Annotated in this window: 11 protein-coding genes, 1 tRNA gene and 1 pseudogene; 1 reads left to right on the top strand and 12 read right to left on the bottom strand. The window is 40.6% G+C overall.

What is annotated here, in order from left to right; genetic code table 11:
• Positions 1 to 53: 53 nt before the first annotated feature.
• The 3 genes from J2Z20_RS03615 to J2Z20_RS03605 are packed head-to-tail and all read right to left on the bottom strand — an operon-like array spanning position 54 to position 2,859.
• The gene (locus J2Z20_RS03615; protein WP_209845467.1) at positions 54 to 1,043 is read right to left on the bottom strand and encodes an ABC transporter permease; all 990 of its coding nucleotides are present in this window, start codon (positions 1,041 to 1,043) and stop codon (positions 54 to 56) included.
• Positions 1,018 to 2,004, bottom strand: coding sequence for an ABC transporter ATP-binding protein (locus tag J2Z20_RS03610; protein WP_209845465.1), 987 nt, complete (start codon positions 2,002 to 2,004; stop codon positions 1,018 to 1,020). The genes J2Z20_RS03615 and J2Z20_RS03610 overlap by 26 nt, the downstream gene beginning before the upstream one ends.
• Positions 2,005 to 2,031: 27 nt before the next feature.
• Positions 2,032 to 2,859, bottom strand: a complete 828-nt coding sequence (locus tag J2Z20_RS03605; RefSeq protein WP_209845463.1) for a GDSL-type esterase/lipase family protein — start codon at positions 2,857 to 2,859, stop codon at positions 2,032 to 2,034.
• Between the two features lie 164 nt (positions 2,860 to 3,023).
• On the opposite strand from J2Z20_RS03605, the gene J2Z20_RS03600 reads away from it, so the two are divergent.
• Positions 3,024 to 3,096, top strand: a tRNA-Lys gene (locus J2Z20_RS03600).
• A gap of 85 nt (positions 3,097 to 3,181) precedes the next feature.
• Here J2Z20_RS03600 and J2Z20_RS18210 read toward each other — a convergent pair.
• The 9 genes and pseudogenes from J2Z20_RS18210 to J2Z20_RS03560 all read right to left on the bottom strand — a co-directional run.
• A pseudogene (locus J2Z20_RS18210) lies at positions 3,182 to 3,290 on the bottom strand (VOC family protein); the annotation flags it as partial.
• Between the two features lie 72 nt (positions 3,291 to 3,362).
• Complete coding sequence (locus J2Z20_RS03595; protein WP_209845461.1) at positions 3,363 to 4,916, bottom strand: copper amine oxidase N-terminal domain-containing protein; 1,554 nt, start codon at positions 4,914 to 4,916, stop codon at positions 3,363 to 3,365.
• 255 nt (positions 4,917 to 5,171) lie between these two features.
• Positions 5,172 to 5,876 carry a CAP domain-containing protein gene (locus J2Z20_RS03590; RefSeq protein ID WP_209845454.1) on the bottom strand — a complete coding sequence of 235 codons (705 nt, stop codon included), beginning with the start codon at positions 5,874 to 5,876 and terminating at the stop codon, positions 5,172 to 5,174.
• Between the two features lie 230 nt (positions 5,877 to 6,106).
• A complete protein-coding gene (gene mglC, locus J2Z20_RS03585) occupies positions 6,107 to 7,120 on the bottom strand; it encodes a galactose/methyl galactoside ABC transporter permease MglC (RefSeq protein ID WP_209845452.1) in 1,014 nt (337 codons plus the stop codon).
• A 26-nt stretch (positions 7,121 to 7,146) separates the two neighbouring features.
• The gene (locus tag J2Z20_RS03580) at positions 7,147 to 8,658 is read right to left on the bottom strand and encodes a sugar ABC transporter ATP-binding protein (protein WP_209847249.1); all 1,512 of its coding nucleotides are present in this window, start codon (positions 8,656 to 8,658) and stop codon (positions 7,147 to 7,149) included.
• Positions 8,659 to 8,808: 150 nt separating this feature from the next.
• A complete protein-coding gene (locus J2Z20_RS03575) occupies positions 8,809 to 9,822 on the bottom strand; it encodes a galactose ABC transporter substrate-binding protein (RefSeq protein WP_209845450.1) in 1,014 nt (337 codons plus the stop codon).
• Between the two features lie 174 nt (positions 9,823 to 9,996).
• Positions 9,997 to 10,980 (bottom strand): substrate-binding domain-containing protein, encoded by a 984-nt coding sequence (locus J2Z20_RS03570; protein ID WP_342454251.1) that lies wholly within the window; start codon positions 10,978 to 10,980, stop codon positions 9,997 to 9,999.
• Positions 10,977 to 12,728, bottom strand: coding sequence for a cache domain-containing sensor histidine kinase (locus J2Z20_RS03565; protein WP_209847242.1), 1,752 nt, complete (start codon positions 12,726 to 12,728; stop codon positions 10,977 to 10,979). Before J2Z20_RS03565 ends, J2Z20_RS03570 begins: the two co-directional genes overlap by 4 nt.
• A 63-nt stretch (positions 12,729 to 12,791) precedes the next feature.
• On the bottom strand, positions 12,792 to 14,435 hold the full coding sequence (locus J2Z20_RS03560; RefSeq protein ID WP_209845448.1) for a response regulator: 1,644 nt from the start codon (positions 14,433 to 14,435) through the stop codon (positions 12,792 to 12,794).
• Between the last annotated feature and the right edge of the window lie 135 nt (positions 14,436 to 14,570).

The raw sequence follows: 14,570 nt of genomic DNA, 5'->3' as shown, positions 1-14,570 counted from the left end.
GCCCAACATCTAACGAATAAATGCAAACAGATGTTTTCTTATCCTTGTCCATTTTAATTCAATATATCCTGTTTCGTAAAGACAAGGAATGAGATGATTAAAGCTGCAAGTGCCCATAAACTAAGTACAACAAGCGAAAAAGGCAGATTCATGCCTTCAATGGGGGCTGGAGTACCTGATAAATAGTTCGTAAGTTGCAAATTAACCATAAACAAATATTTGGCACTTTTCCAAGATGCAGCCATATTCGTTAAAATGCTGCCTGCTATGAGCGCTGCCATCATCGTCACAATACTTGCCGCCGTACTTCGAACGAGTACAGACACCATAAAGGCAAGGACGCCGACAACGACCCCTACGAACCAAGTAAGCCCACACTGCATGAGAATATATTGCCATGAAGTAACCGCATGAACGGTAGACATATCTACGTCCGAATCAAACAGCAAGAAGCCTGTAAATACAGGAACATTAAATCCTCCGTACCCGAAAAAAGCACCCGAAATCAAGTAACAAATGATAACGGTGGATACGATAATGAGTGAAATAAACATCACTAGCGCGATCAGCTTGCTGAGCAGTATTTTCCACCTTCTTACCGGCCTTGTTAACAGCATTTTTATCGTGCCTGATGTCCGTTCACCCGATACGATGTCTGACGCAACTGCAGTAACTAATAGAGGAATAAACAACGAGATCGAATTGTCTAAAAATTGCCGGGTGAACGTAACACCATTGGGTTCATTCGGATTAATATCATGCTCTAAGTAATATTGCATCTGCTCAATATAAATCCGGCGGTATTTCTTCCACTCTTCAGGAACCCGATCGCTCCCTAGTGAATTTTGATTATCAGTTATCGCTTGCTGCAGTTCAAGCCGCCAATCCCCTTCAAATTTTTGACGGTTATTTTGAGCTTGACGCATTTGCGCATATGTAAAAATAGGAACTAAGACTAATAAAATGAGTAATATGACGTAGAAACGTTTTTTCTTTATGATTTTAATAGTCTCATTTTTAATAAGCGGAATGAGATTCATCAATGGCTTCACCTTCTGTCATTCTGAGGAATAACTGTTCTAGAGTCGGAGTCACTTTTTGAACAGATTTGACGGATACACCTGCTGATGTCAGTTCGGCAACGGCAGCAGGAACAGCTGTTTCTGGCATCTGAACAACGACCGCGTCCTTGTTCATATTCGCAATAACGGAATCATCTAATACCGATTCAACATTGCGCACGATCATCACTTCAGTGTTGGAAGCAAGAATTTGTAACCCTAGCTGTCTAGGTGTAAAGTCCCAAATGATATAATTTGAACTTTCCGCAATTAAGTCATTCACATTTCCTACGGCAAGCACTTTCCCTCCGCTAATAATTGCTACCCGATCGCAAAGCAATTGGATCTCGCTGAGCAGATGGCTAGACACAAATACAGCCATGCCGCTGCTTGCTAATTGTTTAATGAAGGCACGCATCTCTTTAATTCCTTTAGGGTCTAGACCGTTCGTCGGCTCATCTAATATAAGCAGCTTCGGCCTTCCTAATAAAGCCTGAGCAATACCAAGCCGTTGACGCATACCGAGCGAATAGGTGCTCACTTTATCGTGTATCCGTTCTGTCAATCGAACCGTCTCTACGACTTCTTCGATCCGCGCCTTTGTAATACCGGGCTGCATTCTTGCGAAATGTTCTAAGTTCTCAAAGCCTGTCAAATAGGTGTACATTTCAGGGTTCTCAACAATCGATCCAACATACTTCAGCCCACGCTCTGGATCGCGATTTACATCATACCCGCACACCTTAATGACCCCATCGGTCGGTTTAATCAAATCGACAAGCATCCGAATCGTCGTCGTCTTTCCTGCACCATTAGGACCGAGAAATCCGAATATTTCGCCCGCTCTTATATCAAATGTGACGTCATCAATGATCCAACGTTTTCCTATTTTTTTTTTAATGTGTTCAACAGATAATACAATCTCTTCATTCGTACTTATCATATGGAGGCTTCACCCAGTCCGTATTCGTTATTGAATTCCTTGTATGATTCGTTCAGCGATTTGCTCATATCCGTCTCCGTTCGGATGAAAATGATCTGACGATAAATAGCTCTTTATATTTTCTTGAAATAAATCAAAGGTTGGTATGATCATGATGTTGTTATCTTTACTAGTCATTTTAGCCGCTCTATAGTTCCAGTCTGTCACAGCTTCATTGCCAACTTCTCTCATCTGTTTCAAGTCAGCAAACGGATTATACAATCCGACATATATAATCTTCGCCCCCGGATTTATCTGATGGATCCGTCCTAATATCGTTTGAAGCCGCAGAGAAGCTGTATCTGATACTTTTAATATCTCTTCCTTACTTGGGATACGCAATGTTATATCTTGCATATTCCTGCTATGATTCGTCTGTTCTGCGCGGAATAAATCATTTCCGCCGATCGACAGCAAAATAATATCGGATCTCTTAAGTACATATTGAACGCCCTTCTCGTCCAACTTCGATAATAGTCTATCCGTTGTGAGCCCGTTAATTGCTAAGTTGTTCAGAAGCCTCACCTTTACCCCATCACGTTCTTGAAGAAGGGTAACTGCTCGGCGAACAAATCCATCACCCGTATCATCGCCCGTTCCTTTTGCTAATGAATCACCAATCGCAGCAACCGTGATCTCACTTTTATTTCCCATCGGTTCTTGAGTCTTTGCTTCATGCTTTGCTTCTGATGCATTTTCGCTCGCTGCAGGAGCAACGATATCTTTCACAGCATATATAAATCCGCTTATAAGCAGTAATGTAGCAACAAGAGAAATTGTACTGACTGTTATCCATATTGTCTTTGATGAGTTCATTGGCACCCCTCCTAGCAGGTGATTAACCATGATGAATTAGCCTCTTATATTTGGTATGTACATAAACATAAAACTTCTTTCATCAATTTGCAAATTTGACCAATTTCAAAAAAGGGGTTTACAAATAATTTGAAAGGAGTATAATGATTCTTGTCGCTAAATGCGGGGCATTAGCTTAGCTGGTAGAGCAGCCGACTCTTAATCGGCAGGTCGTAGGTTCGACCCCTACATGCCCCATACAACTACATATTAAATAGCCTAACCCATCATGGGTTAGGCTATTTTGTTTAACAGCTATAAGTTTATTATTTTGAATCTTGATCTATTGCGAGATAAGATATTTTTCTGCTGAATATTGGACTTAATTCACTCCATACATCAAATTTATTACCATCTAAATTATAAAAAACAAAATTCCTACCCTTTCCACCGCATAAATAAAAATTAAACACCTCTGCAAAAATAATCTTTGCAGAGGTGTCGATGTCTTCTCTAATTGCTAATTAATGACGTTCAATCGTAATGATTCCTTCTTCTCTATTAAAGTTCACAGTTGCTTCTAAAGATTCAGCTACGAAGCGAATTGGAACATACGTCGATCCTTTAATAATCGTTACAGGTTGAGTCATCTTATGAACCGCATTATTAACAAGACCTTGCTTGGAACCGGATTTAAGAACAATTTTTGATCCAGTCAGATCATCTACAATGGTTACTTCTTTTGTCTTAGCATTCCATGACACGTTAGCTTCAAGCTGCTCAGATACATAGCGCAGAGGAACAAATGTCGTGTTGTTCATGAGCTTAGGTGAAGGAGTGCTGCTGTTCACATTTTTACTTTGTGGAATGTCAAGCACGATAAATTGTTGTCCAAGCTTCATATCTTCTCTTAGCATATGATAAGATTCAGAATTACGATCAAAGTTATTCAGAATCTTAATGCCATTGATTGAGTCCATAGTGTTCTCATTTACCGCAAATACACCGTTCTTTGTATCGACTTTATCAATCGTTACTGGCTCGTTAACATTCCAGTTTTCGGACGCAGAGTGCACTTTGATTTGTTTGATTGGAAGGCCATCCACTTTAGGAAGCTGAATATTCAGATCCATATTTTGTTTGCGTACACGAAGTTTGCTGTCTACGAAAATATCCAATTTGAGCACGGTTTCTTTACTGAGCACTTCTTTCAATTCAGGTGATTGCTCAAACAGTTGGTTTACATCTTTATCGTAATCAGCTAACAGCTTATCTAGCGCCTCTTTTAACTGATTATAGAAGTATAGAGTAGCGGTTTCCTTGTCTTTCATAACGCTCTCTTCTGTTCCAAAGCCGCTGTTTGCATCACCAAGTTCAGCATTTAGCTCTTCATAAACTGGGTAGTAGACATCATATAACGTATTAATAAGTTCTTTCAAACCTTGTTCATCTTTAGATACGCTAGTTAAAAATGTTTTTACTAATCCGACAAGCTCGTCGCCGCGAATTTCAACATGCAGCTTCGTAAGTGGGAGTGATTCACCATATACAGAATCTGTCACAGATGATACAGAAATCGTTTCAGGGTTTGGAGCATGTTTGAATATGAAGCCATAAAGATCTGTAACAGCTTTTATCGCATTTTCATTGGAGATTTTTGTATTCAAACCTGCCCCTGCGGCTTGAGCTGCGCTTAAGTCGATTGAAATAGGTTTCTTAGCTCCGTCCACCCAGAACAGCATTTCCTTCTCATCGATCGAGATATGAAATGGCAAAGCCTTTTTCTCAATATTGAGTGTACCTTTTAAGGATACATTTGAAGGGTCTTGCACCTTAGCACTGTCGATCGTTAATGAAATCGAATTCAGTAAATCGATCATTTTTTGATCTTCTTGTGACAGTTTGCCATCGGATGGAACAATTTCCAACTTGAGCGATTGTTTTGATTCTCCTGATTTTACTGATAAGTTGTCCGTAAGCACCTTATTTACATCCAGCCCGCCAACGGACTGACACCCTGCTACAAAAATAAGAAGCAGCACAAGTGTCAGCGCAATCCCTGCTTTGAAACGTCTCATGGTTTTCCTCCTATATGTATATAATAAAATGTAATTCATCCCTAAGTATGCCATCAGGATTTCGCCCTGTAAAGGTAATAATTGGCTATTTTTGTTAGTCAAAAATTGGATAGCGAATAAATAAAAAAAGATGGAAGCACATTTCCTGCTTCCACCTTCAAACATGTGGTATAAGAATATAATGACCGTATCACATTAAATAGCGGTAAACTCATGTTAATAGTGAGATTTAGAACAATAATAATGTGTTAAAGTTTAGTTAGCGATAAACTCTTGTACCCAAATTCCGTTATAGTAAGCTACACCGATTTTTGTGAAATTCGAATTTAAAATGTTAGCACGATGACCTGCACTGTTCATCCACGCATCCATCACTTGCTGCGGAGATTGTTGACCTTTAGCAATGTTCTCACCTGCGTAAGAGAACTTAATGCCATATTTCTTCATCATATCAAACGGTGAACCATACGTTGGTGAGTTATGATCGAAATAATTATTTTTGTACATGTCTACAGCTTTATCATAAGCCATACCTGCAAGTTTCGTATCTACAGTCAACGGCTTCAAACCTTGCTTGCTGCGTTCTTTATTCACTAAAGTTACCACTTGTGCTGCAAATTGAGATTTTGATGTGCTAGTTGTTGTTGCTGCCGGCTTCTTCGGTGCACTTGCTGTTGTTTTCTTAGGAACACTTGTCGTTGTCTTTTCAGGTGCACTTGGCATTGTAGTCATCTTTCCAGGAATTGTAATTACCATTTTTTCTGTTGTTACATTTGCGCCTGGATATTGAGATTTTATATTTTCAACGATTTTTGCGACGATCGAGTCAATATCTTGATATTGATTTTGATTTTGAGTTTGACTTGGCGCTGCAAAGGCAGCATTCGGTACAAGTAAACCCATAGCTAAAGTTGCTGTAACAGCTGTCTTAGCGATTCTCTTTGTCATGTTTTTGTTCATTTTTTGTTTTCCTCCTTCATTCGGTTGAGAGTTCTTTGTGGGAACTTCAAGGGAACTACGGCCACGAACACATTGTAACATGAACTATACATGGAAACAGCCTGTAAATATTGGGAGAGAAAGGGAACTGATATTAATATAGACACTATATAATATCAAGCAGATGATTTCTTCTCACAAAATAAAAACCGTGATCCATTATGGATCACGGTTTGTTCATGCAAAAAATATTATTTTCTTGTCGCGTATTTACGCATATCAAATGCAACTGCAGCCACAATGATCAAGCCTTTAATAATGAGCTGCCAATATGGGCTGACACCGATAAACGTCAGACCATAGTTAATAACCGTAAAGATCAATACCCCGGCAACGACGCCTTGAACTCTACCGATACCCCCTGTTGTGGATACGCCACCAACCACACACGCTGCGATCGCATCAAGTTCATACATATTACCGTAGTTATTCGTTGCTCCGCCGGTTCTAGCTGCTTCAAGCACACCAGCCAAGCCGTATAGGGCACCAGCGATTGCATAGATCCAGATCAAGTTCTTAGCGACGTTAATACCTGATACTTTAGCTGCTTGTTCGTTACCTCCGATAGCATACATGTTTTTACCGAGTTTTGTTTTGTTAAAGACAACCCATACAATGAAAGCAACGACAAGAGCTATAATAACGATATAAGGAATGGAGAATGAACCGCTGCCTATGCTGCCTGATCCGATATTCGTAAAGTCTGGACGAAGACCGCCAATCGGTTGAGATTGGTTAGGCTCTGTATCAAAGTACAAGGAGTTTACACCGTATACAGCAACCATCGTACCTAGTGTCGCAATAAACGGAGGAACTTTAAATTTAGCTACAATTAAACCGTTGATTAGCCCAAAGACCAAACCTGCTGCGATGGACAGCAATACAGGAACGATGATCGGCAAATCAGGCAAATTAGGGAAAAATCGTCTCCCGTAATCTTGAACCTGCAGCATCGATGCGGATACAACGGCAGCCAAGCCTACGACACGTCCTGCTGAAAGGTCCGTACCTCCAGTAATCAAAACAAAGGCGGTTCCAAGTGCGATAATAACGCGGGTAGAAGATTGATTCAAAATATCTCTTAGCGTGTTAATGGCTAAGAATGATGGATCATAGATGGTAATGGCAATAATGAGAAGCGCTAGTACAATATATATTACATTTTGCGATAAAAAGCCTTGTAGTTTTTTTGTATTTGTATTCATTTCCATTTTTCCTCCCCATGAATGCCTTAGTGCTGAGCAGCTAATCGCATAATCTCTTCTTCTGTAGCCTCATCGCCTTCTAGAACACCCGTGAGACGACCCTCTGACATTACAAGTATTCTGTCTGACATTCCGATCAGTTCAGGCATTTCAGAAGAAATCATGATGATGCTCTTACCTTGCATCGCTAAATCGGTAATGATTGAATAAATTTCGTATTTGGCCCCTACGTCAATACCGCGTGTTGGCTCGTCAAGAAGTAAAATATCTGGTTCTGTAAGCAGCCATCTCGCAAGCAGTACCTTCTGCTGGTTACCACCGGACAAGTTCATAATTAATGTTTTGGTAGAAGGCGTCTTTGTACGTAATTTCGTAATCATTGCATCGACTTCTGCTCTTTTCTTCTTCTCATCTAGAAGCAAGTAAGGCGTTTGGTAACGATCAATATTGGCAATGGCACCGTTCTCGTGTACAGATAGAACTGGAAAAATACCTGTTGTCCGGCGTTCTTCTGTTAACAAAGCCATACCATATTTCTTCGCATCCCCAGGAGACTTAATTTTAACTTCCTTACCGTTAATGGAGATCGATCCGGACTGTATATCTCGAAGTCCGAACAGCGCTTCAATTAATTCGGTACGCTGCGCACCAACAAGACCGCCGATTCCAAGAATCTCACCTTTACGCAATTGAAAGGAAACATTTTTAAATGATTTAGGATTGGATGATGTAAGTTCTTTTACGTCTAAAATGACATCGCCGGGAACATTATGCCGCTCCGGGAAACGGTTAGACAAATCACGGCCAACCATTTTGGAAATAATTAAATCGGTTGTGAGCTCAGAAGCTGCCCAAGTACCGATTTTTCGACCATCGCGCATAATTGTGACATCGTCTGAAATTTGTAAAATTTCTTCCATTTTGTGCGATATATAAATAATGGCTACGCCTCTTTTTTTCAGGTCATTAATGATGCGGAATAAGTGCTCTACCTCCACACTCGTAAGTGAAGAAGTCGGCTCATCCATAACGATGACGCGAGAGTTGAACGATACAGCTTTTGCAATTTCGATTGATTGAATTTTGGAAACGGATAATTGACGAACTAACGTGTCAGGCTTCAAATCGATATCAAGCTGTTTGAACAAATCTTCCGTATCTTTGTACATTTTCTTATGATCAATAAATTGGAAAGGCCCCACTCCTTTTGTCGGAAAACGGCCAAGCCAAATATTTTCCATGACATTCCGGTGAGGGACAGGATGAAGCTCTTGGTGAATCATCGAGATTCCATAGTTTAGAGCATCCTTCGAATTTTGGATGTTTACTTTCTGACCATCCAAGTATATTTCGCCTCCATCTGGCGAATAAATACCAAACAGACATTTCATTAATGTTGATTTCCCAGCACCATTCTCACCCATAAGGGCATGTACGGTACCTGGACGAACTTTAAGAGTTACACCGTCGAGCGCTTTTACGCCGGGAAACTCTTTAGAGATCTCATTTAATTCGAGTAGAAATTCATTTTGACCCATCATCTTTCGCCCCCTGCGTCTTTTGTCTTTACCATTAGAGGCACACAGTGTTTCATTCCTGGTTCCTATCTATGGAAATCAGGAGGTGAATGCCTGGTCAGACATTCGACCTCCCACTTCTTCAACTACAACCAATTTGAATTAATTGCATTATTGTGCATCAGCAATGTTGTCTTTCGTAATTTTCTTGTAAGCGATCCAAATGTACTGATTATCAGAAATGTCGTATCCAACATTATCTTTCGTAGGTGTTTCACCTTTAGCTAGCACTGTTGCCAATTTGACAGATGCTTTACCTTGGTTTTTCGCATCATTCAGAACTGTACCTAGAAGCGTTCCTTCTTGAAGTGCCTGAATAGCAGGAGCTGTAGCATCAACACCTACAACTGGCATATATTTGTCGCCTTTAAAATATCCAGCTGCCTTCAAAGCTTCGATTGCGCCTAGTGCCATGTCATCGTTATTCGCAAGAACAGCTTCGATCTTGTCGCCATGGGAAGCAAGGAACGCTGCCATTTTTTCTTGACCTTTAACGCGGTCCCACATTGCTGTATCTTCAGCAAGTTTTTCTACTTTAATGCCAGCATCTTCGATAGCTTGGATAGAGTATTTTGTACGAAGCTCTGCATCTTGATGACCTGGTTCGCCTTTCAGCATGACGTATTGAAGAACGCCGTCTTTGTTTTTGTCAGCTTCAGGATGGGCTTTCCAGTAGTCAGCAATCAATTGGCCTTCGAGCGTTCCGGATTCTTCTGCTTTTGCTCCTACATAGTACACTTTATCCCATTTTTTCATATCTTCTGGAAGCGGTTCACGGTTCAAGAATACAACTGGAATGTTTTTAGGTTTAGCTTTGTCGATGATTACGCCAGCAGCTGTACGGTCAACTGGGTTGATGATCAGTGCTTTTGTATTTTTCGTAATAAACAAGTCAACTTTATCGTTTTGAGTTGGTTGTGAGTTTTGGCTATCGACGATGTCAACAGTAGCGATGTCTTTACCATTCTCAGCGATTGAGTTGCGGACACCTGTCATGAAGGTATCGTCAAATTTGTAGATCGCAACGCCTACTTTAGGCAGTTTGGAGTCGCTCGAACTGGAGCAACCTGCAAGCAGCCCGCCAAGCATACAACCAGCCAGTAATACAGGAGCAAGTTTTTTCATTGATTTGTGACCTCCTAAATTAGTTTCTGTATTTTTATATTCCTTTTGGAAAAGGATACGCTTTCATTATGGATGCTTTTGAACAAAAAACGAATGTAAAATTCTCATATTTTCTATAAATATTCTCATCAAGTTGTAACATTCTAAAAAAAATAGACCCCAGGTCAGGGCCTATTATTTAACAAATGGGAAGAGCAATTTTTGATTTTCCGGCCACAGCATATTGTCAAGATCAATCAACTTAATTCCTGTATCTACACGGTCCGGAATATGCTTGCCTTCGCTCGCTTCTACCGCTAACTGAACAGCTAAATAGCCATTGTTGAATGGATTTTGCACAACTAAAGCCTGCACAACCCCTTCTTGCAGCAAGTCCATGTTCTCAGGAGGATTATCGAAAGCAATCACTTTCACTTTACCCCCTTTCCCCATATTTTTCACTTCTCTGCCTACGCCAACCGATGCCTCTGCGTTAAGCGCAATAATGCCATCTATGTCTGGATGACTTATTAAAATATCTTTCGTTAATTGAGACGCAATACGCTGATCCGAGTCACTGTACCTAATATCGACAACTTTAATGCCGGGATATCTAGCCACATAATCGAGAAGACCTTCCTCACGTTGATCCGCATTTCTAGCTCCCTTAACAAAATTTACAATCGCGATCTGGCTGTCCGTGCCGGTCAGCTCAATCATCCGCTCGGCAGCCTTCTGTCCCGCTTCATAATTATTTGCACCGATATAAGTTTCCACTTTCGCAGAGGCTACCTCCGCATCCATGGATAATACTGGAACATTGTAATAAGCAGCTTCATCTGTCACTTGCGCAAGGGCCATATAGTCGCTGGCAGATAAAATAATAGCATCCGGTCGTTGTTTGATCGATTCACCCATCATTTTGATCTGTTCTCCAACATCGTTCTCATTGTTTGGCGCTTTGAACACTAAATTCACGTTATATTCTTTTGCTGCGACTTCTGCTCCCATTTTAACGGCATTCCAATAATCGCCGTGACCCATTTTTGCGATCATATGAATTTTCTTCGCTTTCTCAGGATTCACCAAATCATTTGTCGAAGTGTAAGAGAAAGAGGTTAGGATCAGTAAGGAAATCGCCACGAGTACCCACAACGTTGATTTTACTGTTCTGTTCACGTCACCCCTCCTCCTTCATCTTCATATACAGCCGGGATCCAAATACAGACCGTCGTCCCTTCTTCCAGCTCGCTTTCAAACTGCAAACCATACTCATCACCGTAATAGAGACGAATGCGTTCATGCACATTTTTTACGCCGACGCTTGAACCATGCTCACTCTTTAAATGTCCGGTTAATAGTTGCTGCATCGTCTCCTCACTCATACCAAGGCCATTATCGGTCACTTGAAATAGCAGCTTATCTCCCACAATATTGACCGAAATATGAATAAAGCCTTCATCTGCCATCATCTCAATGCCATGAACGATTGCATTTTCCACGATGGGCTGAAGTATCAGCTTGAGCGTCAAGCAGGAAAGAGCCTTCTCTTCGGCTTCAATCTTATATTGAAATTTATTTTTGTAGCGCATGTTTTGGATGACTAAGTAGTTACGAACATGCTCAAGCTCATCTTGAACCGTAATAATGTTCTTCCCTTTACTTAAACTAATTCGGAAAAATTTAGAAAGCGAATTAATCATCGTAATGACTTCTTCCTTCTTCTCACGCTGCGCAAAGCGAATAACAGAATTTAGGGTGTTGTACAGAAAGTGAGGATTTATTTGCGATTGCAGCACATCCAGCTCACTTTTCCTCTTCGCTTCTTGCTCATAAATAATTTGATCCATCAACTGACCGATTCTACCAATCATAAGGTTGAACTGATGAGATAATTGTTCCACTTCATAGGCGCCTTTTACGTTAATCCTCGTATTAAAGTCACCTTGCTCTACCTTCTTAACCGATTTTTCTAGCATCTTAATCGGTCTTGATATTTTCGCAGACATATAGATAGAGATGAGTAATACAAGCAATATTACGACAACCAGAACCCAAAAAATAAATTGATTCAAATCTTGCTTTGTTGTAAGGATCTCATCTGTGTAAGCGACACCAACGACTTTCCAGCCGATCGGTTCAACCGTTTTTATCGTAATAAGCCGAGACTCACCTGTTGAATGGTCGACATAGCTGCCGTATGAATACGACAGAACTTGCTCTAGATTCTCATATTTCAGTCCCGCGTAAATGAGCTGCTGCTGCGGATGGTATACAATATTGCCAAGGGAATCAATGATATAGATATAGCCTTTCTTCCCTAAGCTAACCTTCTTACTAATCTCATCGATCGTCTTAAAGTTGACATCGACGAGCAGCACTCCATCCTGCTTACGTCCGCTCTTATCGGCATATTTGATCTGTCTGCTCTGCGATACAACCCAGGAATACTGACCTTTGAATAAATTCTCGATATGAGGTGAAGAAAATGTAAGCTCTTTAGGTCTTTGGATGGCTGCTTCGAACCAACTCTGCTGCTCGAGTCTCGTATTTTTGCGCATCATTAATGAAGGAATATTGAGCACGAGATCGCCCTTGCGAGTATACAAGGCAATCGACTTCAAATCTTCTCTTGATTTCAGAATAGCACGCAGCTGTTCCGCTAATATCGGACTTGAAATCGTCGGACTTTTGTCGATTTGGTCTTCAACCACTTCATAAATATCGATCATGCCGTTTACATAGTTTTCAAGATTGGAGTTAACCTGTTCAATAATTTGTTGAATATTCAAATAAGCATTCTCTTCTGCTGTCTTCGAAAATTTATTGTATAGCATCAAACTTACGATAAGGACAACTAAAATCGTGATGACCATAAAAGATATCGTAATAATAAATTGAATGCTTCTTAGACGAATACGATTCATCACTTGAGCAATCAGCATTCTAAGCCGGCGGGTTGGAGAACATGGTTCAGCTTTGTTCAATCTTTACACTCCTCTAGCACTATTCCTGTATTCTTTCGGAGAGATCCCAAATTTTTTGCGAAAGCAAAAACTGAAATAGTTAGGATCAGAGAAGCCGATTTGCTCAGCGATTTCAAATGTCTTCATATCGGTGCTACGCAGCATATCCTTTGCCGCTTCCATTCGAATTTGCATCAAATAGTTGACAAAAGTGGTCTTCGCTTCTTTTTTGAAAATATTACTGAAATAACCTGCGCTGATATGGAGATGTTTGCACACTTTACTAATGGAAATGTCGCTGTCTTGATAATGCGCTTTCATATACGCGATCGCTTCTTCGACCAATTTCTTATAGCTCGATTGACGGTCTGTCGCAATATTGTTCATAAGTTTCGTGCAGACCGTTAGTATCCATTGCTTAGCTTCTTGAGGATTGTTAAATTTATAAATTTCGGCAAAAGGTAAAATATTCGTTCCAAACATCTCGTCGAGCTCGACGTTCATTTCTTTCGCTACTTTAATGATGGCAGTTAATATTTCGAGCAAATAAATTTGAAAGTCTTGTATCGATACAGGCAGCTGTTCAAGGCCTGCAAATAAGCTGTCTATCATTTCCGTTGCTTCTTGTACGGTACCTACTTTCAAACTGCGAATGAGGGATTGTTCCTGTAGCTGATCGAAAGAAATGGTATCGCATCTTCTCGTCTCAACGTCATCAATCCAAATGACCTTGTTGTTCCCAATAATAAGGCGATAATCAAGCGCTTGAATGGCATTATTATACGACTCATTAATGTGCTCAATCGTGTCACAGACCGCCCCCGCACCAATCGTAACGGTCAGCTTCAAATATTTCTCGACGCTTTGCCGAATCTCTTCTAGCACTTCAAGCGTGCGCTGACTGACGAGTTCCTGGTCCTGATCTTGACTAATCGTAAGCACGATTAAATGGTCCCCATGTATGAACACTTTCCCAAGCGAATGCTTATGGACAATTTCTTCGGCAATATTGAGAACCGCGAACATTTGGAGCTGAGTTTCTCCCGTTTCTCTCAGCGTTGATGAGGCAGCTATGTTGTTTGGCATTTCTGGCCTCACCACATCAATATTAATGACTGAGACCATGAAACCGGTTCCATTTAGGTCTATATGATAGAGACTGCTTTTCTCATGTATTTCACGTGCAGGCAATTTACTAGTGACCAGAGATGATAAAAAAACGCCCTGCAGCACAGGGAGACTTTTCCGATAATGCTCACTTAAAGTGAGAACATTTTCCTTATCTGCCACTTCATCGTCCAGCTGACGCTTCACTTTCGTCAAAATATGAATAAATTCATCGGATGAGAACGGTTTCAAAACATATTCATCAATTTGGAGACGAATTGCTTTCTGAGCGTACTCAAATTCATCATATCCAGTAAGGATAATAATTTTGGTCATCGGATAGTTGTCTCTGATCCATTCGGATAGCTGAAGTCCATTCATAAAGGGCATTTGAATATCTGTTACGACGACATCTGGAAGCAGCTTGTCGATCATTTCAACAGCTTCCTTCCCGTTCTCGGCGTTATCAACAACTTCAAAACCATATTGATTCCAGTCGATTTCTTCTAATAGTCCTTCCCTAACGTGCTCTTCGTCCTCTACCAGAATTAATTTATACATAGAATTAGTTCATCCCTCGTACTTCTTTTCCTATTTATGCACGTATTTTATCCCATCATCTCTTAAATGTAAACCATTACAGCCGCCATAATAAAATACCTCACGCCCATTCAACTCGGGGTGAGGTCATGTGAA

The sequence above is a fragment of the Paenibacillus sediminis genome, from assembly GCF_017873765.1.
Lineage (GTDB): Bacteria > Bacillota > Bacilli > Paenibacillales > Paenibacillaceae > Paenibacillus_AG > Paenibacillus_AG sediminis.
Note: the sequence above shows the minus strand (reverse complement) of the source record. Positions and strands in the feature narration are given on the sequence as shown.

Excerpts from the sequence above, each read along its gene's own strand:
- J2Z20_RS03610 (WP_209845465.1), bottom strand. The coding sequence starts at position 2,004 with ATGATAAGTACGAATGAAGAGATTGTATTATCTGTTGAACACATTAAA.
- J2Z20_RS03605 (WP_209845463.1), bottom strand. The coding sequence starts at position 2,859 with ATGAACTCATCAAAGACAATATGGATAACAGTCAGTACAATTTCTCTT.
- J2Z20_RS03595 (WP_209845461.1), bottom strand. The coding sequence starts at position 4,916 with ATGAGACGTTTCAAAGCAGGGATTGCGCTGACACTTGTGCTGCTTCTT.
- J2Z20_RS03590 (WP_209845454.1), bottom strand. The coding sequence starts at position 5,876 with ATGAACAAAAACATGACAAAGAGAATCGCTAAGACAGCTGTTACAGCA.
- mglC (WP_209845452.1), bottom strand. The coding sequence starts at position 7,120 with ATGAATACAAATACAAAAAAACTACAAGGCTTTTTATCGCAAAATGTA.
- J2Z20_RS03580 (WP_209847249.1), bottom strand. The coding sequence starts at position 8,658 with ATGGGTCAAAATGAATTTCTACTCGAATTAAATGAGATCTCTAAAGAG.
- J2Z20_RS03575 (WP_209845450.1), bottom strand. The coding sequence starts at position 9,822 with ATGAAAAAACTTGCTCCTGTATTACTGGCTGGTTGTATGCTTGGCGGG.
- J2Z20_RS03565 (WP_209847242.1), bottom strand. The coding sequence starts at position 12,728 with ATGAATCGTATTCGTCTAAGAAGCATTCAATTTATTATTACGATATCT.
- J2Z20_RS03560 (WP_209845448.1), bottom strand. The coding sequence starts at position 14,435 with ATGTATAAATTAATTCTGGTAGAGGACGAAGAGCACGTTAGGGAAGGA.